This window comes from Pseudomonas sp. B16120 (genome assembly GCF_044218845.1).
GTDB lineage: Bacteria > Pseudomonadota > Gammaproteobacteria > Pseudomonadales > Pseudomonadaceae > Aquipseudomonas > Aquipseudomonas paracarnis.
Genome location: NZ_CP162588.1, coordinates 4,179,093 through 4,200,479 on the forward strand (window position 1 = coordinate 4,179,093; position 21,387 = coordinate 4,200,479).

20 protein-coding genes are annotated in these 21,387 nt (G+C 59.7%); 8 read left to right on the plus strand and 12 right to left on the minus strand.

Annotated features, from left to right (window positions below; all coding sequences use genetic code 11):
• Positions 1–37 precede the first annotated feature (37 nt).
• Entirely contained in the window at positions 38–493 is a 456-nt protein-coding gene (locus AB4P90_RS19475; protein WP_395605303.1) for a Shedu anti-phage system protein SduA domain-containing protein, read from the plus strand.
• Positions 494–775: 282 nt separating this feature from the next.
• On the opposite strand, the gene AB4P90_RS19480 is transcribed toward AB4P90_RS19475, so the two are convergent.
• The 3 genes from AB4P90_RS19480 to AB4P90_RS19490 all read right to left on the minus strand — a co-directional run bounded on the left by AB4P90_RS19480 (position 776) and on the right by AB4P90_RS19490 (position 6,103).
• Positions 776–2,707 carry a UvrD-helicase domain-containing protein gene (locus tag AB4P90_RS19480; RefSeq protein WP_395605304.1) on the minus strand — a complete coding sequence of 644 codons (1,932 nt, stop codon included), beginning with the start codon at positions 2,705–2,707 and terminating at the stop codon, positions 776–778.
• Positions 2,704–5,106 (minus strand): AAA family ATPase, encoded by a 2,403-nt coding sequence (locus tag AB4P90_RS19485; RefSeq protein ID WP_395605305.1) that lies wholly within the window; start codon positions 5,104–5,106, stop codon positions 2,704–2,706. Before AB4P90_RS19485 ends, AB4P90_RS19480 begins: the two co-directional genes overlap by 4 nt.
• Before the next feature lie 481 nt (positions 5,107–5,587).
• Complete coding sequence (locus AB4P90_RS19490; protein ID WP_395605306.1) at positions 5,588–6,103, minus strand: GNAT family N-acetyltransferase; 516 nt, start codon at positions 6,101–6,103, stop codon at positions 5,588–5,590.
• A gap of 119 nt (positions 6,104–6,222) precedes the next feature.
• Here AB4P90_RS19490 and AB4P90_RS19495 point away from each other — a divergent pair, with 119 nt between their 5' ends.
• A complete protein-coding gene (locus tag AB4P90_RS19495) occupies positions 6,223–6,717 on the plus strand; it encodes a GNAT family N-acetyltransferase (protein WP_395605307.1) in 495 nt (164 codons plus the stop codon).
• A 6-nt stretch (positions 6,718–6,723) separates the two neighbouring features.
• Here the strand turns inward: AB4P90_RS19495 and AB4P90_RS19500 are convergent, their stop codons facing one another.
• Complete coding sequence (locus AB4P90_RS19500) at positions 6,724–6,957, minus strand: hypothetical protein (protein WP_323556263.1); 234 nt, start codon at positions 6,955–6,957, stop codon at positions 6,724–6,726.
• 160 nt (positions 6,958–7,117) lie between these two features.
• On the opposite strand from AB4P90_RS19500, the gene AB4P90_RS19505 reads away from it, so the two are divergent.
• The 3 genes from AB4P90_RS19505 to AB4P90_RS19515 all read left to right on the plus strand — a co-directional run bounded on the left by AB4P90_RS19505 (position 7,118) and on the right by AB4P90_RS19515 (position 9,103).
• Positions 7,118–7,657, plus strand: a complete 540-nt coding sequence (locus tag AB4P90_RS19505) for a GNAT family N-acetyltransferase (protein WP_323556262.1) — start codon at positions 7,118–7,120, stop codon at positions 7,655–7,657.
• Between the two features lie 28 nt (positions 7,658–7,685).
• A complete protein-coding gene (locus tag AB4P90_RS19510; RefSeq protein ID WP_014719193.1) occupies positions 7,686–7,928 on the plus strand; it encodes a hypothetical protein in 243 nt (80 codons plus the stop codon).
• An 809-nt stretch (positions 7,929–8,737) separates the two neighbouring features.
• Positions 8,738–9,103, plus strand: coding sequence for a hypothetical protein (locus tag AB4P90_RS19515; protein WP_395605308.1), 366 nt, complete (start codon positions 8,738–8,740; stop codon positions 9,101–9,103).
• 25 nt (positions 9,104–9,128) lie between these two features.
• Here AB4P90_RS19515 and AB4P90_RS19520 read toward each other — a convergent pair whose 3' ends face one another.
• On the minus strand, positions 9,129–9,845 hold the full coding sequence (locus tag AB4P90_RS19520; RefSeq protein ID WP_032904106.1) for a class I SAM-dependent methyltransferase: 717 nt from the start codon (positions 9,843–9,845) through the stop codon (positions 9,129–9,131).
• Positions 9,846–10,030: 185 nt separating this feature from the next.
• On the opposite strand from AB4P90_RS19520, the gene AB4P90_RS19525 reads away from it, so the two are divergent.
• Entirely contained in the window at positions 10,031–10,399 is a 369-nt protein-coding gene (locus AB4P90_RS19525; RefSeq protein ID WP_005789834.1) for a cupin domain-containing protein, read from the plus strand.
• Positions 10,400–10,471: 72 nt separating this feature from the next.
• On the opposite strand, the gene AB4P90_RS19530 is transcribed toward AB4P90_RS19525, so the two are convergent.
• The 7 genes from AB4P90_RS19530 to AB4P90_RS19560 form a co-directional block, all read right to left on the minus strand.
• Positions 10,472–11,557 (minus strand): GlxA family transcriptional regulator, encoded by a 1,086-nt coding sequence (locus AB4P90_RS19530; RefSeq protein WP_032904108.1) that lies wholly within the window; start codon positions 11,555–11,557, stop codon positions 10,472–10,474.
• Positions 11,558–11,579: 22 nt separating this feature from the next.
• Positions 11,580–12,986, minus strand: a complete 1,407-nt coding sequence (locus tag AB4P90_RS19535; protein ID WP_019817557.1) for an amino acid permease — start codon at positions 12,984–12,986, stop codon at positions 11,580–11,582.
• A gap of 138 nt (positions 12,987–13,124) precedes the next feature.
• Positions 13,125–13,865: a BPL-N domain-containing protein gene (locus AB4P90_RS19540; protein ID WP_014719200.1), complete on the minus strand. Its 741-nt coding sequence runs from the start codon at positions 13,863–13,865 to the stop codon at positions 13,125–13,127.
• Positions 13,866–13,975: 110 nt separating this feature from the next.
• Positions 13,976–15,706, minus strand: coding sequence for an OPT family oligopeptide transporter (locus tag AB4P90_RS19545; RefSeq protein ID WP_395605309.1), 1,731 nt, complete (start codon positions 15,704–15,706; stop codon positions 13,976–13,978).
• 311 nt (positions 15,707–16,017) lie between these two features.
• Positions 16,018–16,644, minus strand: a complete 627-nt coding sequence (locus AB4P90_RS19550; RefSeq protein ID WP_019817555.1) for a glutathione S-transferase family protein — start codon at positions 16,642–16,644, stop codon at positions 16,018–16,020.
• Positions 16,645–16,861: 217 nt separating this feature from the next.
• On the minus strand, positions 16,862–17,557 hold the full coding sequence (locus AB4P90_RS19555; RefSeq protein ID WP_395605310.1) for a tRNA (adenine(22)-N(1))-methyltransferase: 696 nt from the start codon (positions 17,555–17,557) through the stop codon (positions 16,862–16,864).
• A gap of 10 nt (positions 17,558–17,567) precedes the next feature.
• On the minus strand, positions 17,568–18,281 hold the full coding sequence (locus AB4P90_RS19560) for a FadR/GntR family transcriptional regulator (protein ID WP_032896089.1): 714 nt from the start codon (positions 18,279–18,281) through the stop codon (positions 17,568–17,570).
• 337 nt (positions 18,282–18,618) lie between these two features.
• Between AB4P90_RS19560 and AB4P90_RS19565 the strand changes: the two genes are divergently transcribed.
• Both AB4P90_RS19565 and gudD read left to right on the plus strand, forming a co-directional pair.
• The gene (locus tag AB4P90_RS19565) at positions 18,619–19,968 is read left to right on the plus strand and encodes an MFS transporter (protein ID WP_395605311.1); all 1,350 of its coding nucleotides are present in this window, start codon (positions 18,619–18,621) and stop codon (positions 19,966–19,968) included.
• 19 nt (positions 19,969–19,987) lie between these two features.
• The gene (gene gudD, locus AB4P90_RS19570) at positions 19,988–21,313 is read left to right on the plus strand and encodes a glucarate dehydratase (protein WP_014719206.1); all 1,326 of its coding nucleotides are present in this window, start codon (positions 19,988–19,990) and stop codon (positions 21,311–21,313) included.
• Positions 21,314–21,387: the final 74 nt, after the last annotated feature.

Here is a 21,387-nt window from a genome sequence, read left to right on the forward strand (position 1 = left end):
TGACACCTCGATCTGGCGAGCATTCTCGCCTAAATGGGTGTCCGGTTTCATTAGAACACTACACAACGACCTCCACCCTGATTTCGTATCAGCTTTTAGCCAAATTCTGCAGTGGCGCGCCTGGTTTGAAAACCAGAGTAACTATACGGGATTTATAAATGGCACGTTGGGGTCAGTACGAGAGCCCATGGGCCACAATAGTTGCCACGTAAAGTACGTCCTCGTGCATGGCCGTCGCCATGAGTTCGCCGAAAACGCGGTTAAACGCAACAAAATCAAAGCCATGGAGCAACATGACTTCAAGATCCTGTCCTATGACAGTCTGCTTGAGGCTCTTGATAGGAAACACCCACTTTACGCGTGCGCCCGCAAGAACGAATGGATAGATTTCCTCTCCACAGCATATGTTTCAGATGAGGTCTTCTCTTATTTCGATCCGAGCATACTTCGGATCAATGATGACCTCAGAAAAGACATTGTCGAAAAAACCTAACTGGCGTATCAGCAGCCTAAGAGGTGGAATGGCATTAGATCATGTGCTGGATAAGCTAGGTCGCTGCTGACGAGCATCACTGTAGAAGCTCAAATGAACTGGTCAAGTCATCCCGGACAACCGCGACTGTCTGCTCTGGGTCGTTTTCTGACTCTCACGGCGGGCAGAAAACGGCCAATTGCTTTCAATCATACCCGCAGAGTTACCACCCGGTAGCTACCACTTGCCACGGCGGGAGCCTACCGCTCGCTCTTGCTTCAAGTAGGTCAGACAATCATTTGTCTATGGCCATTCAGCTAAAACCTCCTGTGTAAACACTGCGCTTCGCGGCAAGATCCCGCTCGCCACGACATTTTCCAAGGTGGTCGTCGGATCGGCGACAAAGAACGTTAGTACCAGCCCCCGCTGGGCGCGAGTGCAGCAGACGTAAAGCAGTCGCAGCGTTCGGCTCCAAGTGTTTTCATCACCGCCTAGTGCTCGTGCACGATCTGCAGCACGGGCCTTAGCGCTCGCGAAGACACGTTCGTAGTTGTACGTTCGGTAGTCGCTTTCTTCCTCGTCCATCACCACCATGACGCGTTCGAACTGCGCTCCCTTCACACCGTGCTGTGTAGCATAGGGAGACCCTTCTGAGACATAGCGCTCATAGGGCCAAAGCTCTTGTGCAGAGCACTTGAAGAACTTGGCCATTGCCGCATCTGAGGATAGTCCTTCGGCCGGAACTGCATCAGCAGCCTCGGGCTCCTGGGCAGCGTCTGCAACATCCCTGACAAATCCGAGAACACGCGCATAGCGATCGTCGAACTCGAAAAGACCCGTGTCACAGAGATGGAGTGCTATGTCACCAATGGTGGTCCCTGCCTCGTCCAGCATGGCGACAAGTCTAGACATAGCAGCGTGCAGTTCTCGCAATACAGCCGCGGCACGTCGGCCGGTAAGAGCCCCTGGCGCCAGACGCGGGCTGAACTTCCGGAGCAGGTTCATCGCCGCGAACTCGTTGCCGGCCTTCACGGCGGCAACGATCGGTAGCGCAAAACTTAGGAACGGTCGAACGGGCCAGCCGGTGCCATCCTGCATCCCCTGCTTCATGCCCTCCGATGTCTTATCGTTCAGCGCCGAGTAGATGCCACCGAAGCCGAGCCGGTTTGCGGCCATGCGGTGCACGATGACAAGAATCTTGAGCGCGATGTCTGGGGTCGTCCAACCCTCGTCGTTGTTCGTCGCCGCACTCCACGCACGGACTCTCGCCAGGGCCTCAATTCGGTTCAGCGTGTTCGGCAGGATGAACATCCGGGCCGAGCCCTCCACCGGCTTGAGTTCTCCATCAACCCTTTCGTGCAGCCCGCGGACTTGCTCCATGCCGTCGCCCTGCGCACGCACGGCGTTGGCAACGTCAAGGATCTGCTTGGCACAGCGAAAATTCTCTGGTTTCGTGATGGCCCGCCAATGGTCCTCAAGCGGGATGTCCCCCGCCCCTCTCATGAAAATCGCCTGCATCGGGTCGCCAAAAAAACCGAGACAGAACTTGCGCCGCATCTGGGCTTCCACTTCCTTGAAGGACTTCACTACGCTCAGGAACGTGTCCTGACTCTCGTCAATGAACACAAACGGGAAGTTCAGCGCTACGACCCGTCGGAACAGCGGGCGATTTTGCAACAGGAAATCGGCGAGCTGAAGGATGTCCTCGTGGCCGAGGACGCCCTTCGCGTAGTCACTGCCCACGCCGTAGTTGAAAGTCTTGACGTCAGCAATAGCCTCCAGGCTTCGGGCATAACGCTCTTGGTCAGCCTTGTTCCTGTCGCGTGTAGTCTGCCGGACACGCGAGCTGTAGTTCTTGAATTCTTCTTCCAGTTCGGTGATCCGCCTGCGGATGTCGTTCTGTAGCCAAACCTTAATGTCCGCCTGAAACGTCTTGGTAATAGACCAGTAGAAGCTGTGGATGGTCGAGACATGAACCAGCGGGTCATCGTTGACATCCGCCAAGATTTCTTTGGCGGCGAGGTCCGTATATGTGATGCAGGCGACCTTCTGCTTCTTCGCCCGCATGCTGGCGCCGTGCTCTGAGATCACCCAGTCCAGCGCCTTGATAAGGGAGGTGGTCTTGCCGGAACCTGCGCCGGCGCGGACCACGAACGGCTGCGGGGGGGTCTCGGTAATACACGCGTGGATCTCGCGGTCGGCGCCGGTGTCTGGGCTATCAATTCGTCTGCTCATGTCGTCTGCCCCGCGCCTGCAATAACGGCGACAACACCGGCTGCAGTCGGCTCAATTGTCGCGACCTCGTTGGCAATAGCCGCGTCCGCCTCAATCTCGTGGGCTACTTTGGTTTCGAGCCAGGCCAAGCCCTCGGCGATGTACGTGGGGACTTTCCAGCAGTTGAGCGGCCCGCTTGCGAGGACCTCCAGCGCAAAGCGAGTCTTGTCGAAGTTCTTGCCGATCACCCTTTCGTGCAACTTCTCAGCCAGTTCTTCAGGGCTGTTTGGTGCGCGCTTCAGCTTGAGTCCGACCGCCCGGTTAGCCTCAGCCTGACACCAGTCGGAGTTCTCAAGACCGAAGGCCTCCTCAAGCGTGCGGCCGCAGAGCTGCGAGGTCGTGGCGCCCACCGTCACCAAAACCTTGGTTTGATAGGCCACCCGAACCTCAGCGCTGGTCCCCTCGGCAAGCGACAGCGTTTTTTGCTCCGCCGTGACTTCCCAGAGTTCGGCAACCAACCGCTTCTTAGGGATCCAACTGATAAGGGTTTGGTTGGACGTGAACGCACCCTCCACGTGAGCATGGCAGGTGCTGCCACGCTTCTTGGACTTCTTCTTTCCGCCCGGTGCTGCTTCGTCGTCGTCTTCGAGCTCGAAGGGCTTCAGGTCGTCTTCCTCGTTATCTCCGTCGACGGCACCGGCTCCTGTGTCTTGCTCAGCGGCATTCTCGGCATCCGCCTTGACCGCTACGCTGTCCAGATCCGTGATGACCAGCGTAGTAAGTCCAACGAAGGCAATCAATTCCTGGAACCGATGCGCGAACGCGCCACCGACTTCAAGGATGGTTAGGGCGGAGGAACGCAGGCGCTTGGCCGCCGTCTCGATCATGGCTGGCAAGAGCAGGCGCTCGACATTGCCCTCCACTAGGATGACAGCATCGGAAAAGAAGAGATCGCAGTGTGTCAGTTTCAGATACCGCTGCAAGAATTCGCGCGCTGGAGCGTCGGCCGCGCCCGTCTTGAAGAGCGAAAGATTCCTTACCTCGGTGTTATGGTCCAACTGGTCGCTAACACGGCGAAAGTACCTGATGGGAGAGAACCCGCGCTCATAGAGAATGTGCGGGGAGTGCGTGGTGACAACGAGCTGCGTGTGGAAAAACGTTGCGTGATCGTTGGCATCCTCAAGGAGGCGCAAAACATTCCTGATGAAGACCTGCTGGATCTGAGCGTGCAGATGCGCCTCAGGCTCCTCGATGAAGACCAGATGCAGTGGCGCCCGCTTGTCTTCCTCGGCTTTCCACTGCTCGTGCAGGTCGAGGAGTTCAACCACCATATAGACTAGGTTCTTGAACCCCAGGCCATTGTAGCTGTCGGGCAGTTGCGCGGTGATCGCACCAGGAACCACGTAGTGAACCTTGGAATCCTGCCCCAGGACGGTGGTCGGATCCAAGGCCGCCCGAATCACGATCTCGGGGTTGTTGACGCCTGGATAGCCGAGTTTGGCGAGGCGCTTGAGAGTGTCGCTGAAGACTTCCTTCAGGTGGAAGTTCAGTTCTTTCTCCGAGGTATCGAGCGCTTTGAGCGCTGCATGGTCGTCGCCACGTTTCTCCAGATTGCGGTGATAGAAACGGCTCAGACGCCGCGACAAGCTCTCGGCGCGGTCGGAGCTGCCAGCATCCGGGTCATCGAGGTGCCGCTGCGCGCGCAGGAAGTCCACCCTCACCAGAGACTTGAGAATCGCCGCGCCACCCGGTTCCTTGCCTAGGGGCAGCGGCGCATAATCAACTTCCTTTGGCTGATAGCCGACAAATGCGCGCTCATCGAGCACGTAGTAGCGGAACGTATATTCTTTGCTCAGTTCCTTGGTGAGGTACTTCGTCAGACTTTCCGGCCAGGGCTTGTACTCGCCGGGATCCGCTACCACCGCCGCCGCATTTTCCGCACCTGCCTCCGCGCCTACACTGCGTCCGGCCACCAGTGCGTTCGCAGCGTTGTTGGCCTTTTCATGCAGTTCGTGGAACTTCCGGACGAGTGCATGGGCGTCCTGAGGCTCGAACGCCACCCGGATCCCGACGCACTTACCGTCCCACTCCGTGCTCGGAAGAAGCGACATTGCAGTGGCGAGGTCGTCTTCACCGACCCGGAACCAGAGATCCAAAAGAATGGACGGCAACTGCTTGGGCGCGTCCTCATCGCCTGGAGGCGTCCTGCCGATAGTGTCGATCTCGGCCCACAACGCCGCGCTGAAGTCGAAGAGTTCGAACTTCTTCGCTTCGCCACGGAGCATCGAGTACAGGCCTTGTACGGCAGACGTCTTGCCGCTGTTGTTGGCGCCAACGAAGATGGAAATCTCATCGTCAAGCTCAATGACGACGTCGCGCAGTCGGCGATAGTTCTGCAGCCGATATGCCTGTAGCTTCATGATCACCTCTTCCTAAGTGTGGCCGGGACAACTTGGTGCTGAGCACACAGGCCGGCTGCGTTCCTTTGAGCGTTCGTGAATCTAACAGCATCTATGTTCGGATGCCGAGAGGAAACTTATATAGCGCACGCCATGCTAAACCTCCAGTCAGCACATCAACGTCGAAATAACGACGACCTTACCCATACATACATCACTTCACGTATCGTAGCAGCGGCGATTTTGAGGCCATGCCAATCAAGAAGAAGTAGGAGACAATGATGAAAAGCAATGAGTTACCAACAGAAATATCTTGCGAGGTCGACCTTACGCTGACCTATGAATCGCCCCTAGTTTCGTAGAGCCATCACGCTTCAAGGAAGGGTTGCTAACTTTGCGTAACTGTCCGCTTTTGGCCGAAAGCGGCGGCTCACGAACGACCGCTTTCGAGGGATTTCTGCCGTTCGTGAAGGACAGCAATCGGCCAACCTGATACCCAGAGTTAAACCACCGGTATCCGGTACACAACCGAATCATATTTCTCCGCCATCCGCCTCTCGATGACCACTCCCCCCAAAGCTTCGGCAATACGTCGACTCGCACGATTCTGCGTCGCAACAGGATAGATGAAGTGCTTTGCCGCCACCCACTGGCTAGCCCACTGAACAACCGCCCGCACCGCTTCACCACCAAACCCCAACCCATGTTTATCTTCACGAATCCAGATACCCAACTCCGGTGTTTCACTGCCGGTATGGTGCAACCCAACCAAGCCGGCAAAACGAGCACCTACCCGCTCCCTGACCGTGAACACAATGTCGCTGCCATCCGCTATCGCAGGCAGCCACCGCCCCCAGACTTGCGAGTACTCTTCCAGCGAGGCAGGCGGTTCCCAGGACATGTAGCGAGTCAAAGACGGTGTGATACAAGCGAAAGACTCAACAGCGTCTTGCTCGCAGAAGGGCTCGATGCTCAGGCGTTGCGAGAGAATGCGGATTGCGTGGGTGTCCACTGGCATGGCCATTTCCTTCCTGGGGGCCGTTACTCCATGTATGCCGTGAACATATCATGCGGGTCGCGTCATCAGTATCAGGCTCTCTATACTGAGCCCCCAGGATGGTAGCTAGAGCACCCAATATGCCCGTCGCACCCAATCAAAATTCCCCCATCAGTTTGGTCCCGGTTCAACAACGCGACTTGGATAATCTTGTAGCCATTCGAATCGAGGCCATGCGCGATAGTCTGGAGCGTGTTGGGCGATTTGATCCAGCCCGTGCGCGGGAGCGGTTTGTTGGCGGCTTTGAAGCTCGCGACACACGCTATATCGAGGCGTCTGGAGAGAGGGTGGGTTTCGTAGTGGTCAAACATCACCCCAATGAACTCTTGCTCGACCACTTGTATGTAAGGCCGAGCGCGCAAGGTTCAGGGGTAGGGTCTGCTGTTCTCTCTCAGATTTTCAAAGAGGCGGATGCGGCTGCGCTGCCTATCAAAGTAGGGGCTCTCAAAGAAAGCGCTTCGAATCGCTTTTATACCCGCCATGGCTTTCAATTCATCGAAAGCAGTGAGTTCGACAATTATTATGTTCGTCAGCCTATTCCAGTGATTGGCGCTCATTCCGCAACCATGGGCTGACTGGCACTAGCCCTTCAGTTCACCAGCTCGATTGCTCGCCGCGTCGTCATACGCCACATACAGCGACTCTGCAATTTGGCTTTTGATCGCCTTGGTGGCCTCCAGCCCCAGCACAAAACCTTCGGCTTTACCGCCAGCACGGTTGAGTTCTTCATGGGTGGAGGCGCCAGTAATGGCGTCAAGCAGCTTGGCGGCGTTGGGGCCGACGCCTTTGGGGAGGGAGATTTGGTCGATGGACATTATCGCTACCTTGAAAAATGGAGTTCGGGAGCGAGTGAAACCACTGCCGGGGCTGGCATGGTAGACCTGTTTGCCATGAAAGGGGTCGCTTTACGCGCAGCGGCGCTATTCTTTGCGGCTACGCAGTGAGATGGGGCCATTGGTAAATCTGGAGGGGCTTATGGAGTATTGCGTTGAGGGCTACTGCCTTCGGCCATTGGCATGTGACGATTTCGAGAGGGTCAGCCGTTACGAACGCGTCAATCGCAAGCATCTGCAACCCTGGGAGCCGCTCAGGGACGAGGAATACTTCACCACGGGCAACGCCAAGGCCAGGGTCGAGCAGCAGGTCAACAATATGCACGCTGACAACGCTCTGTGTTTCCTCTTGCTTGCCGAAAGCGGAGAGGTTCTAGCGCGGTGTAACTACACGAACATTGTGAGGGGCGTTTTTCAGGCCTGTCATCTCGGCTTTTCGTTGGCGGAATCTGCCCAAGGTCGCGGCTTGATGAATAAAACGCTTCAGGTCACTAACCGACACTGTTTTGAGCAGTTGGGTCTTCACCGGATCATGGCCAATCATTTGCCCCGCAATGTGCGGAGTGAACGCCTTCTGGAGTCGCTGGGGTTTGAGAAGGAGGGACATGCGCGAGCCTATCTAAAAATCGCTGGCGTTTGGGAGGACCATACGTTGAGATCGTTGATCAACCCTGAACAATAAGCGCCCCACCCCACTCAGGAAAAAGCTGATGTCTACCGAGCCCCTCTGCCTGGTTTTCGTGCCCGCCCTGGCCGCCTTGCTGACCGCCGCCGAATCGAAAAAAGGCACCCCTCTCAGCGAAGTCGAAGTGTGCAATATCCGCGACCAGGCCACTTGCATTGCGGTAACCTTCTCCACCGCGTTGGCGATGGAACAAGAACGGGGTTACCCGGATATCGTTGCCGAGGATTGCTGGAATGAGTGGCAACGCTTGCGTCCCTCGCTTCAATAGCGCCCGCTCTGATCAGCATAGGTATCTACACAACTCTGTAGCGCTCAACGGTAACCACGATGCGAAGCGAGCCGCTGTTGATCTTGATCTACTTTTGATCTTGATCTCAGGCGCCCCGTTAAACCACGCTGGCCGAACGCAGGCTTGAATTCGTGGGTAACCCGGCAGGACGCCGGGTTAGCCGCCCCGCGCCATGGATGGCGCGTGGCGGCGGCCCACGGATTCAAGCCTGCGTTCGGGCACACCGAGCCTAGGCGAGGTGCCGAGTGGTGAGGCAAGAGCGCTTTGCTTACTTTCGCGCTTTTCGAAAGTGAGCCGCCGTCAGGGCGGAACCCTAAGTGGCCGTTACCGCAGGAATGGATATGTACTCGGTATAGCTGTGTCGCCTATAAGGCCGCCTTCGCGAGCAAGCCCGCTCCCACAGTTTGACTGCGGGGTGTCAGGTAGATTGGCGTCGGCTGGCAGGCCGCCATCGCAGGCAAGCCAGCTCCCACAGTTGGATCGCTGAGTGTCAGGTAGATTGGCGTGGGCTGGCAGGCCGTCATCGCAGGCAAGCCAGCTCCCACAGTTGATCGTGGGGTGTCAGGTAGATTGGCGTCGGCTGGCAGGCCGTCTTCGCAGCGATGCGGCGACCCGACAAGCCAGCTCCCACATTTGGATTTCGGAGCGTCAGATGGATATGCGCCGGCTGTCAGGCCGTCACGGGAGCAAGCTCCCTTGCCACAGATTTAGCGTCGTGCCGAAGTTGTGTAGATAGCTATGCTCTGATCAGCGCCCCAACCCACTTCCAGGATTCACGGACTTCCTTTATGCCCCCGGCCTCACGCGACCACGCCCGTATCGAACGCTGCCTCATCGCAGCCCTGACCGACGCCTGCGAGATCGCAAAGGCCGAAATCCCGGGCTTCGACTGGTTGACCCACACCGTCGACTACCGCGCCTTCCCCCAAAGCCTGCGGGTGATCTGGGTGTTCGACAGCGTCGCGAGCAAGGCTCACGCCCTCGCGACCGGGGCGGACGCCCGTATGCGCGAGCTGACTACCGCCGCGCTGGATGACGTTGACGTGCACGTCCCGAACATCGCCCGCTGCGTCAGTTTCGACTCCGAAGAGGAATGCCACCTTCGGCATGGCGGCGATTGGCGTCGGCGGCTGGCTACTCTCCGGGCGATCTGAATCGTGCCACGGGTTGCTGACTTCGCTATTGCACCTTACACGTCAGCCAAGCCCCCCAGAACAGGCTGCTGAAGAAACGGGTCGCGTCGCCGAAGCCAGCGTCGTGCAACAGCTTCTGAACAGCGGCCTCGGAATGTGGCGGGTCGGCGCCTTGAAGGATTTTGCCGAGCTTGGCCTTCACTTCGTCCGGGGTGGCGCCATGCTGACGCCAGCGTTGGCCCCATGCCGCCAGCAGCAACGGCTGGCTGGCATACGCGTAGTGATTGCCCGCGACGATCAGCGGTGCCCCCGGTTTCAGGTGCGCCCGAATCGATCGCAGCATTCGGGCCTTGGCGTCATCACCCTCCAGATGGTGGAGCACACCGATCAAGGTGGCGGCATCGTATGATGCGTCTGCTGCCAGGTCTTCAAGCGTCCCGAGATGCAGGGTGGTTCTATCAAGCAAGTGGTTGGCTTCCAACTGCTGCCTTGCCGCGTCGAGCATCGGCTGGGAGGGATCAACCGCCATGAAGCGCCATTCCGGTTCAAGGCTGGCCATGGCGATGATCTCCTGCGCCGTACCGCCGGCGCCGACCACAAGTACCTTGGCCGAAGGGGCATCACCAAGGCTTGCCGCGAGCATGCAGGCTGCCAGGTCCTGGCACGCGTCATAGCCCGCCAACGCGATACGGCTTTGTCGTGCGTACTCGTTGGCTCTTGAGGTATCGAATTTGTCAGCAGGATTGGATGAGGATGAGTTCAAGGCGGTTCTCCGTGGCCTTGACGCAAATTACGTTAACCGTCGCAGTAAGAAAAATGCATTAATTTTATGTGCTGCATTCCCGTGGGGAATGCGGGAGCGTACGAGTGGAGAGGTTGCAGGATCGTACAAGCCTGCTGACCGCTTGCTTGGATAGTCTGGCCTTCTCATCGAAAGGAAGATCCCGCATGACTCAAGCACAGCCTGTAAACCTTGCTCAAAAAGCCTCGCTCATCGACCAGCAATGGAGCCCAAGAGTGGTCGCCGAAATGAACGACTACCAGTTCAAGGTCGTGCGTATCGAGGGTGAATTCATTTGGCATTCGCACCCCGAAACCGATGAAGCGTTCCTGGTGCTTGAAGGCACGCTGCGTATCGACCTGCCGGATGGCCCGGTGTATGTGAAGCCGGGCGAGTTGTATGTGGTGCCGCGTGGCATTGAGCACAGGACCGCCGCCGAAGGTGAAGCCAGGCTGATGATGATCGAGCCAAGGGGCATTTTGAATACCGGGCATGAAGGCGGTGAGCGTACCGCGTTGAATGACCAGTGGATTTGAGCGCTGAAGCTTATTGCCTTTTGTAGGAGCGGGCTTGCTCGCTCCTACTGGCATTCGGGCAAGCCCCAAGCCCTATCGCCTTTGAATCTGCACCGTAGCAAACGTCGGCTCGTCGCGCGCCTGCTCCAGTGTATTTCTGGGCTGTTGCGGGGCCAGGGATTGCCCCTCTGGCCGTAACGCAGGCGGCGGATGCAGGCGCATGTCCGAGCGCTCATCGCTGGGCGCCACGCCGAAGAAATCCCGGTAGCACTTGGAAAAATGCGGCGTGGAGACAAAGCCGCAAATCACCGCCAGTTCGACAATCGAAATGGGCGTCTGCATCAGCAACTGGCGGGCACGGGTCAGGCGCAGTTTGAGGTAATAGCGCGATGGCGTGCAGTACAAGTGCTTCTGGAACATACGCTCCAACTGGCGGCGGGACACGTGCACGTAGGCGGCCAGTTCGTCGAGGTCGATGGGTTCTTCCAGGTTGGCTTCCATCAGGGCGACCACTTCTTGCAGCTTGGGCTGTTGCGTGCCGAGCAGGTGCTTGAGCGGCACGCGTTGGTGGTCGCGCTCGTTGCGAATGCGCTCGTACACGAACATCTGGGAAATCGCCGCCGACAGCGTGTGCCCGTGATCGCGGCCGATCAGGTGCAGCATCATGTCCAGCGGCGCAGTGCCGCCAGAGCTGGTAAAGCGGTTGCCGTCGAGGGTGAACACGCTGGAGCTGACCTTGACGCGGGTAAACGCCTCCTGCATCGACGCCATCAGCTCCCAATGCACGCTGCACTGGAAGCCATCAAGCAACCCCGCCTGGGCCAGCGCCCAACTGCCGGTGCATACCGCGCCGAGACGTTTGCAGTACAGGCGCGCCTGGCTGCGCAACCAAGCGATGAGCGCAGGGCTGATAGCCTGTTGAATGCCGACGCCGCCGCACACGATCACCGCATCAAAACCGCGCTGGTCCTGCGCGCACGCATCCGGGGTCACCGACACGCCATCGCTGGCCCACACCGGCTGGCCGTCCAGGCTCAGGGTTTGCCAACGGTAGAGCTCTTCGCCCGCCAATTGGTTGGCCATGCGCAGCGGCTCGACCGCACACGACAGCGATATCAGCGTGAATTGGTCCAGCAGCAAAAAGCCGATGGTCTGGCAAACAGGTGCCTCGGTTTCCATCACCGCTACCCCACGGGCGTGATCAGGACTGTTCCAGCGCCACCGGCTTGGGTGCCCGGTTGTGCTGGCGCGACGTGACCAGGCCGATAAAGGAAATCACCAACGCCAGGCCAATGGTCGAGGACACTTCGGTGCGGTGCTCGGGCGTCACCATCATCACCCCCAGGGCCAGGCAGATGAACACGATCACCAGGTAAGTCAGCCAGGGAAACAGCCACATGCGAAAGGTCAACTCGACGTTCTGCCGAAGCAGCAAGCGACGCATACGCAGTTGCGAGATAGCGATCACCAGGTACACCAACAACGCGATGGCGCCGGAGCTGGCGAGCAGGAACTGGAACAGACCGGCCGGCATGAAGTAGCTCAGCAACGTAACGCCCGCACCGATGATGGTGCTGGCGATCACCGCAGCCCTGGGCACGCCCGCCTTTGAGGTGATTTTAAGTGCCGGTGGCGCATCGCCGCGTTTGCCCAGGGAAAACAACATGCGCGAGGAAATGTAGATTGAGGAGTTCATGCAACTGGCTACCGCGATCAACACCACCACATCGACCATGAACTTGGCGTTGGGGATGTTCATAATTTCCAGTGCACGCTGATAGGAACCCACGGACGCCAGTAGCGGATCGTTCCAGGGCACCACGGAAATCACGACGGAGATCGACAACAGGTAGAACACGCCAATGCGCCAGATCACCGAGCGGGTAGCCTTGGCGATGTTCTGCGCCGGGTTGCTCGATTCTGCTGCAGCGATGGTCACCGCTTCGGTGCCGATGAAACTGAACATGATGGTAATGAACGCGCCCACCACCGCCGACAGGCCGTTGGGAGCAAACCCGCCATGCTCTTCCATCAAGCGGCTCAAGCCGCTGGCTTCGCGATCCGGGATCCAGCCCATGAGTACGCTGAAGCCCAGGCCGATAAAGCCGACGATGGCGATCACCTTGGCCATGGCGAACCAGAATTCGAATTCGCCGTATTTGGCCACGCTGAACAGATTGGTGATCACCAGCAGAACGATTGAGATCAACGCAAACAGCCACGCATCGACCTGAGGGAACCACTGATTGAGCACATGCCCGGCGGCCAACGCTTCGATGGGAATGACCAGCACCCAGAACCACCAATACAACCAGCCGATGGTAAACCCCGCCCACGGGCCGATGGCCTGGTCGGCGTAGGTGGAAAACGAACCGGTGTCCGGGCGCGCCACCGCCATCTCCCCCAGCATGCGCATGACCAGCACCACCAGCAGGCCGGAGAACAGGTAAGCCAGCAACACCGCTGGCCCTGCTGCGGCGATGGCATGTCCGGAGCCGACAAACAACCCCGCGCCGATGATGCCGGCGATGGACAACATAGTCACGTGGCGGGGCTTGAAGCCTTGCGCCAGCTGACCGTTAGAATCGTTGGGAGTCGGGCTAATCATTGTTTTTGTTGTGCTCAGGCGGCCAATGACCCTCACCTTAAGTGCGCGGGGCCCGGTACAAGTAGCCTGGTTACGCCATCATCGAGTCTGATATCGACATTGGTCATGGCGGTGCACGGGTTTACCGAGCGTCACGCCTTACTCTTGAACGCTGCGTATGAGCGAGCCAAACAGCTCCCCACGCGGCATCTTGTCCAGTGGGATACCGGCATTCTCGAACCACTCCTGGCCGGCTTCCGGATGCGGCCCGCTCAGCACCACAACGCCTTTCTGGTAGGCATAGCGCGCCGCTGCCACATCGCCATTGCGGTAAGTGGCGAGGGTCCTGTAGGGCGCGGCGGCACTGGCCTTGGGAAAGTACGGGCCGTCCTGATAGAACACATGATCAGCCTGGCCGTCCCACGTCACCCGCACAGCAGCGTCGTCGATACCGGTCACTTCAAAACCGGGGCGGCCGGCTTCGGTGTCCAGCGCCTGGGGGATCAGCCCGAGATTGTTGTCGTCCGCCAGGTAGGCGCCCATGCACAGGCCCAGGTAACGGCCACCCTTGGCAACATAGTCGCGGATAGCCTCGGCACGCTCATCACCGAGACTGTCGAGGGCGCCGGGGATGTCCTGGCCGCCGCCGGGTTGTACATAAAGGTCGTAGCGGGCCAGGGTGTGTGGGGTGATGTCGATGGGTTCGTCGGCACCCACGAAGTCGATCTGGTAATTCGGGTTGAGACGCTGCAAGGCGGTTTTCACGTTTTCCGAGCAGTCCGGGCAGCCTGCCGGGCCTCGGTAGATAGCGACATGGGTAATGGGGCCTGCGCCGTGTACGGGTAAAGGGTGCAGCGTCGCAACGGCGAGAAACGTGGCAGCGAGGGCAGGCAGTTTCATGGGATAGGCTCAACGGTCAGTTGAATGGGTTTGATCCAGTGGTCGCAGCGCCAAGCCTATAACGATGAGCCTTTTGAATTCGTGAAGAGTTGTAAATCCACGGGGGCCACTCATCCACTTCCCAGCATCTGCCATAACGACGCGCCTACGCCGGTAATGCTCTCGCCGGCGATCAGCCCCGCCGCTGCCGTGATCGCAAAGCGCTGCGTCACACTTGGCCAGCGACAGCTCACGGCCCAGGTCATGATCGCGCCAAGGGCCATCATCAGCGACACCGACGCAGGCAAGACAAACGCCAGTCCCAAGGCTGCCGCACTCGGCAGGTAGCGGGCGCGATGGGTGGGTAATGTGCTGTCGAGTATGCCCAGCAGCACGCCGAACAAGCTTGCAATGCCGATGGCCCAGCGGATGCTGGGGGACAGTGAATCCAAACCGTGGGTCAGGGTTTGGGCCACGGCTTTCCAGGTGGCGACGGCCGGGGCTGGCCATTGTTCGGTGAGCAGCATGGTTTGCGGGTCGGGGATCAACGCCAGGTACGCGAATACGCCGACGATGCTGCCGACAAAAATCCCAAGAATCTGGGCGATAACCTGTTTGTGCGGCGTCGCGCCAATCGCCTTGCCCACCTTGAAGTCATTCATCAGGTCCGTGCACTGCCCCGCCGAACCGCCAGCGGTGTTGGCGCTCATCAGGTTGATCGGTACCTGGCCGGGCGCAGCGATACCAAAGCTCAGCTGGGACAGTTGCCCGATGGCGCCAATCGGCGGAATACCGGTAGCCCCCACCACCCGCGCCGCGACGGCGGCCAGGCAGATTGCCAGGGGAATGGTCAGCAGCGCCATCCCAAGGTTGATACCGAACAACAGCGCTTGCAGGCTCACCACCAACGCAATCGCCAAGGCAAACCCCACGGCAGGCCCAGGCTTGGGAACCGCCCAGGGCGTGCCGCCAGCCGCTCGGGTTGAGCGATGCAACGCCCACAGGCGAATCGCCAGGGACGCCAGGGTGGAACACACCATCAGGCTCACGCCGGGCCACAGCAGCCATTCCACCAGCGCGGCAAATTGCGGGCCGCTGCTGTCGGCGGGCAGGCTCACCAAGCCATCGGCCAACAGCCACGGCCCCAGCCCGCCCCATGCCAGCAAGGCGCCGAGCAACAGGGTCAGGCCTACGCGAATGCCGATGATGCCGCCGAACCCCAGCAACAGCAGAGAGGGGTCGGCGGTGAAGGTCAGGCGCTCCAACTGGGCGTTCGGCGACCAGCGCGGGAAGGCCCATATAAAGGTATCCACCCACTTGACCAGCCCCGACAACAGCGCCGCGCCGAGCAGCACTTTCAAGCGCGTGGCAGCTTCGCGGCCATGGTTGTAGATGTGCAGCAGGGTTTCCAGGGTGGCCATGCCTTCGGGAAACTTCAGCGCCTTGTCATTGAGCAATGAAGGCCGCAGGTACCACGCGATCCAGATCCCCAGGAAGCTCACCGAGAACACCCACGCGATCATCGGCAGCGCTGCCAGTTGGTTGCCGGTGAGCAAGGTATACGCCGGGATGGGCGCGACCAGCCCGCCGGAAATGATCGACGCCGCGGCAGAGGCCACGGTCTGGTTGATATTGCTCTCGTGCAGGGTCCACGGCAGGTGTTCAGCGGAACGCTGGGCCAGGCCTTGCCAGAGGCCATAACCGATCAGCAAGGCGATGATCGACATATTGAACGACCAGCCGATCTTCAAGCCTGCGTACACGTTGGAAGGGGTCAGCAGGATACCCAGCACGATCCCGGTGATGACTGCCCGCAGGCTCAGTTCGCGCTCTACGGGCGCGATTGACGAGATGGAGTGCATGCAGATTCCTTTCGAGAAAAGCCAGTGCCACCTTTTAAGTGAGCGCTGGGAGACTCGAAGGTTCACCTGACGAACCTGGGTCTAAGGCTGTAAATGTGGGAGGGGGCAAGCCTCAATGCCAGTCAGTTAAGCGAACGAAGTGTTCAAAGCAGCGAAGGTCAAATGTGGGAGCGGGCTTGCTCGCGAAGGCGTCGGCCCAGCAAACATCGAGGCTGACTGACCCACCGCTTTCGCGAGCAAGCCCGCTCCCACAGGAGATCTGCGCTTAACTGACTGGCATTAGGGCAAGCCTCCTCCAACATGGCTTCTGGCTATTTGGCGAATGCGTATTCCCCACCCCGCTCCACCGCCTTGCGATAAGCCGGCCGCGCCTGGAGCTTTTGCAGCCACGCCGCGAGGTTCGGGTAGGCCTGCAATTTGCCCTGGGCCTGGGCGACTTCGCCGATAAAGCTCATCTGGATATCCGCGCCGCTGAGTGCGTCGCCCACCAGGTACGGCGTGTGGCCCAGCACATCATTCAGGTAGCCCAGGTAGTTGGCCAGCTCCGATTCAATCCGCGGATGCAGCGGCGCACCCGCTTCACCCAGGCGTCCGACGTAGAGGTTGAGCATCAGCGGCAGCATGGCCGAGCCTTCGGCAAAATGCAGCCATTGCACATAGCTGTCGTAGGCATCGGTGGCCGGGTCGGGTTGCAGTTGGCCGTTGCCGTGGCGGCGGATGAGGTAGTCGATGATCGCGGCGGACTCGATCAGCACACGCGAGCCGTCTTCGATCACCGGGGATTTGCCCAGGGGGTGAATGGCCTTGAGCTCAGGCGGCGCCAGGTTGGTCTTGGCGTCGCGCTGGTAGCATTTGATGTCGTAGGGCAGGCCCAGTTCTTCAAGCGCCCACAGGATACGTTGTGAGCGGGAATTGTTGAGGTGGTGAACAGTGATCATCGAGGCAACACCTTGGGGGGATTTAAGAGAAGACTACAGCGTAGCGGTGAAGTGCCGCGAATGTCGCCAGGCAGCACCGGCCTGCACGATCGAATGTGGGAGATGTCGAGCTTTAGCGAGGCTTCGAAGGCTGCGGCATTCACGACATGGATGTTGCCTGATACACCGCTCGAAGCCTCGCTAAGGCTCCACATCTCCCACACTGGACCGGTGGCGGTCAGGCGAGCAACTGATCGATCCACTTCACCTGCTGCACGATCTCCTGCACTTTCTGCTCGGGCACCGCCTGCCGCGCCTGTTCGAGGCTGGCCAATGTCTTGCGCTTCTGGCGCAACATCCGTTGCCATTTCGCCACAAACGCCGGGCTGCGGGCCTGCATTTGCAGCGGGCCGAAGTACAGTTGCTCGGCGGTATAGGTGACCGCCTCGGCGCGTTCGGCAACGATGATTTCGTAGTAGAAGCGGTTTTCCAGCAGCAGCTCCTCGTGCAGGATCCGGTAGCCGTTGTCCATCAACCATAGGCGCAGGGGCTGCTCGCCGCCGTTGGGTTGCAGGATCAGGCGTTCCCGGCCATTGAGGTGCGCCTTGCCACTGTCGAGAATGTCGCGGATCGTCTCGCCGCCCATGCCGCACAGGCTGATGGCGGTAATGTCATCGCCGGCTTGAATCGCCGCCAAACCATCGGCCAGGCGCACGGTGATGTGCTGCGTCAGGCCGTTGTCGGCCACGGTACGGTTGGCCGCCTGAAACGGTGTCGCGGCCACTTCCCCCGCCACGGCCGCCGCAATAGCGCCGCGGTGTATCAGGGCCACCGGCAGGTAGGCGTGGTCGGAGCCGATATCGGCCAGGCGGGCACCCGTCGGTATGTGCGTGGCAACGCGCTCCAGGCGCTGGGACAAGGTGTGTTCGTTCAACGGTGATTCCTTAAGAGTGCCCGGAAAATCGATCCCGGCTGTTGGTCAAGTGCAGCACCATGGCCGCCCGTGCGGCGTCCGGGTCCTGGCGCTTGATAGCGTTGTAGATGGCCTCGTGTTCCAGGTTCGCCAACTGCCCCAGTTGGGCAAAGTCCGCGCCGCCGCGCTCGACGGCATTCACCTGGGTGCGCGGAATCATCGCCGTGCCCAGGTGCTGCATGATGTCGGTGAAAAACGTATTGCCGGTGGCTTCGGCGATCAGTTGGTGAAAGCGCTTGTCCTCCTCCACACAGCTGTCGTTGTTGGCCAGGGAGGCTTGGTAGTCGTCCAGTGCCTGGCGCATGTGGGCCAGTTGTGCCTCGCTCCTGCGCAGCGCGGCCAACGCCACCGCTTGCACTTCCAGGCCCAGGCGCAATTCGAGCATGTTGCGCACGCTGGCGACCGTGTCCACATGTAGGCGCAGGCCCGGCTGCGTGTGCTGCTCCAGCACAAAGGTGCCGATGCCGTGACGCGTCTCCACCAGCCCCGACGCCTGCAGCTTGGACAAGGCCTCACGCACCACGGTACGGCTCACCCCATGCTCAAGCACGATGGTGGATTCGGACGGCAGTTTTTCACCCGGCTTGAGTTGTCCCAACTGGATGCGCTGGGTCAGTGCCTCGACCACACCCTGTGCCAGGTTGGCGGAACGTTTACGCACAGGCGGTGTGCTTTTAATCGGCATCGAGACGGGTCCACGGGGTTGGGCTGGGGGGGAGCTTATCACCCTGAGCGCACGGGGCGACGGGTGGTGGCGAAAAACACCCAACTTGTATGACAACACACTCATCCCACCTCACCTGACCCTGTCTTCGCTTTGAGAGAAGCGCACACCCCGAGCCGTCACCAGCGGGGCAAAACCCAATAAAATCTGGCAAATAACCAAAATAGCCAATCTCAATACCGGCTTATAAGAACAAAAACAGCCCTCACAGGATTGCGGCCTTCAAAAAACAACTTGTATGATGTCTGTCAACAAAACACCAAACCCGCATAAAAATAATCAGGGGGAGTTTTCATTCGTGAAGCATTCAAGCCCAGCATCTGCCGTACCCGAAAGTGATTCAGCGCTCGCCCGCGCCGTGAGCAAAGTGAAGGGTCATGTGCTCCCACTGTTCGTGGTCATGTTCATCCTCAACTACATCGACCGGGTCAATATCGGCTTCGTGCGCACGCACATGGAGCATGACCTGGGGATCGGCGCAGCGGCCTACGGCTTCGGCGCCGGGCTGTTCTTCATTGGCTATGCGCTGTTCGAAGTGCCGTCCAATATGCTGCTGCAAAAAGTCGGCGCGCGTATCTGGCTGACCCGCATCATGTTCACCTGGGGCATCGTCGCCACGCTGATGGCGTTTATCCAGAACGAAACCCACTTCTACATCCTGCGTTTCCTGCTGGGTGTGGCGGAAGCAGGATTCTTCCCGGGCGTGATCTATTACTTCACGCGCTGGTTGCCCGGCGTGGAGCGTGGCAAGGCCATCGCGATCTTCCTCAGTGGCTCGGCGGTGGCGTCGTTGATCTCCGGGCCGTTGTCGGGCGCGTTGTTGCAGATCGAAGGCTTTGGTTTGCATGGCTGGCAATGGATGTTCGGCATCGAGGGCCTGGCCTCGGTGGCGCTGGGCTTCTTCGTGTGGTTCTGGCTCGACTCCAAACCCCACGACGCCAAGTGGCTGAGCCGCGAAGAGCAGGATGCGCTGGTGGGCGCCATCGATCAGGAGCAACGTGATCGCGAAGCCCTGACCACGGTGAAACCCACCCTCGGCAAGCTGCTCAAGGACCGCCAGATCCTGCTGTTTTGTGCTCTGTACTTCTGCATTCAACTGACGATCTACGCCGCCACCTTCTGGCTGCCCAGCATCATCAAGAAGATGGGTGACCTCACTGATGTGCAGGTGGGTTTCTTCAACTCGATCCCCTGGCTGATCTCGATCATTGCCATGTACGCCTTCGCGTCGCTGTCGGGCAAGTTCAAGTTCCAGCAAGCCTGGGTCGCGGCGGCCCTGCTGATCGCGGCGGCCGGCATGTTCATGTCCACCACCGGCGGGCCGATTTTCGCTTTCGTTGCGATCTGCTTTGCGGCCATCGGCTTTAAATCTGCGTCTTCGCTGTTCTGGCCGATCCCTCAGGGCTACCTGGATGTGCGCATCGCCGCCGCCGTAATCGCGCTGATCAACTCCATCGGCAACCTGGGCGGTTTTGTGGCGCCGACTACCTTCGGCTTTCTCGAACAAACCACCGGCTCGATCCAGGGCGGGCTGTATGGCCTGGCCTGTACCTCGGTGCTCGCGGCCATCCTGGTGTTCTTTGCCAAGACCTCTCCCTCTGCCGTGTTGGCCGTGCCCGACGGTGCCGCCATCAGCAAACCTCTTTGAACTCAGCCAGGAACACGCCATGAATACCCCTGTAGTCACCCACTTCCAAGTCATCCCCGTCGCCGGCCACGACAGCATGTTGCTGAACCTCAGCGGCGCCCACGGGCCTTACTTCACGCGCAATATCGTCATTCTCAAGGACAGCAGCGGCAACACCGGCGTGGGCGAAGTACCCGGCGGCGAGCGCATTCGCCAAACCCTGGAAGACGCCCGCAGCCTGGTGGTCGGCCAGCCGATTGGCCAGTACCAGCGCGTTCTCAACCAGATGCGCAGTACCTTTGCGTCTCGAGACAGCGCGGGCCGCGGCCTGCAAACCTTCGACCTGCGCATCACCATCCACGCCGTCACCGCCATGGAGGCCGCACTGCTAGACCTGCTGGGCCAGTTCCTCGAAGTGCCGGTGGCCGCCTTGCTAGGCGAAGGCCAGCAACGCGACGCAGTGAAGATGCTCGGCTACCTGTTCTATGTGGGGGATCGCAACGCCACCGACCTGGCCTACCGCAACGAGGCCGACGCCGATGACGACTGGTTCCGCCTGCGCCATGAAACAGCCCTGACCGCCGACGCGGTAGTGCGCCTGGCCGAAGCGGCCAAGGCCAAATACGGTTTCAACGATTTCAAGCTCAAGGGCGGCGTATTGAGTGGCGACGCGGAAATCGAAGCCGTCACTGCGCTGGCCGAGCGTTTTCCCGATGCGCGCATCACCCTTGATCCCAACGGCGCATGGTCCTTAAAAGAAGCCATCCGCCTGTGCCGCGACCAGCATCATGTGCTGGCCTACGCCGAAGACCCCTGCGGCGCAGAAAACGGCTACTCGGGCCGCGAAGTCATGGCCGAATTCCGCCGCGCCACGGGCCTGAAAACCGCCACCAACATGATCGCCACCGACTGGCGTGAAATGGGCCATGCCATCCAGTTGCAATCAGTGGACATCCCCCTCGCCGACCCGCACTTCTGGACCATGCAGGGCTCGGTGCGCGTCGCGCAGATGTGCAACGAGTGGGGCCTGACCTGGGGCTCGCACTCCAATAACCACTTCGATATTTCCCTGGCGATGTTTACCCAGGTGGCGGCGGCCGCCCCCGGCGAGATCACCGCCATCGATACCCACTGGATCTGGCAGGACGGCCAGCGCCTGACGCGGGAGCCGTTGAAGATTGAAGGGGGCTATGTGAAGGTGCCGGCCAAGCCGGGCCTGGGTGTGGATATTGATATGGACGCCGTAGCCCAGGCCCATGAGCTGTACAAAGGCATGGGCCTTGGAGCCCGGGATGACAGTGTGGCGATGCAGTTTCTGATCCCGGGTTGGGGCTTTGATAACAAGCGGCCTTGTTTGGTGCGGTAACTCGGTTTGAGGAACGCTCAGCGCAATATGAGCGTGACGCAAAAAATCCGATGCCCAAACAGGCATCGGATTTT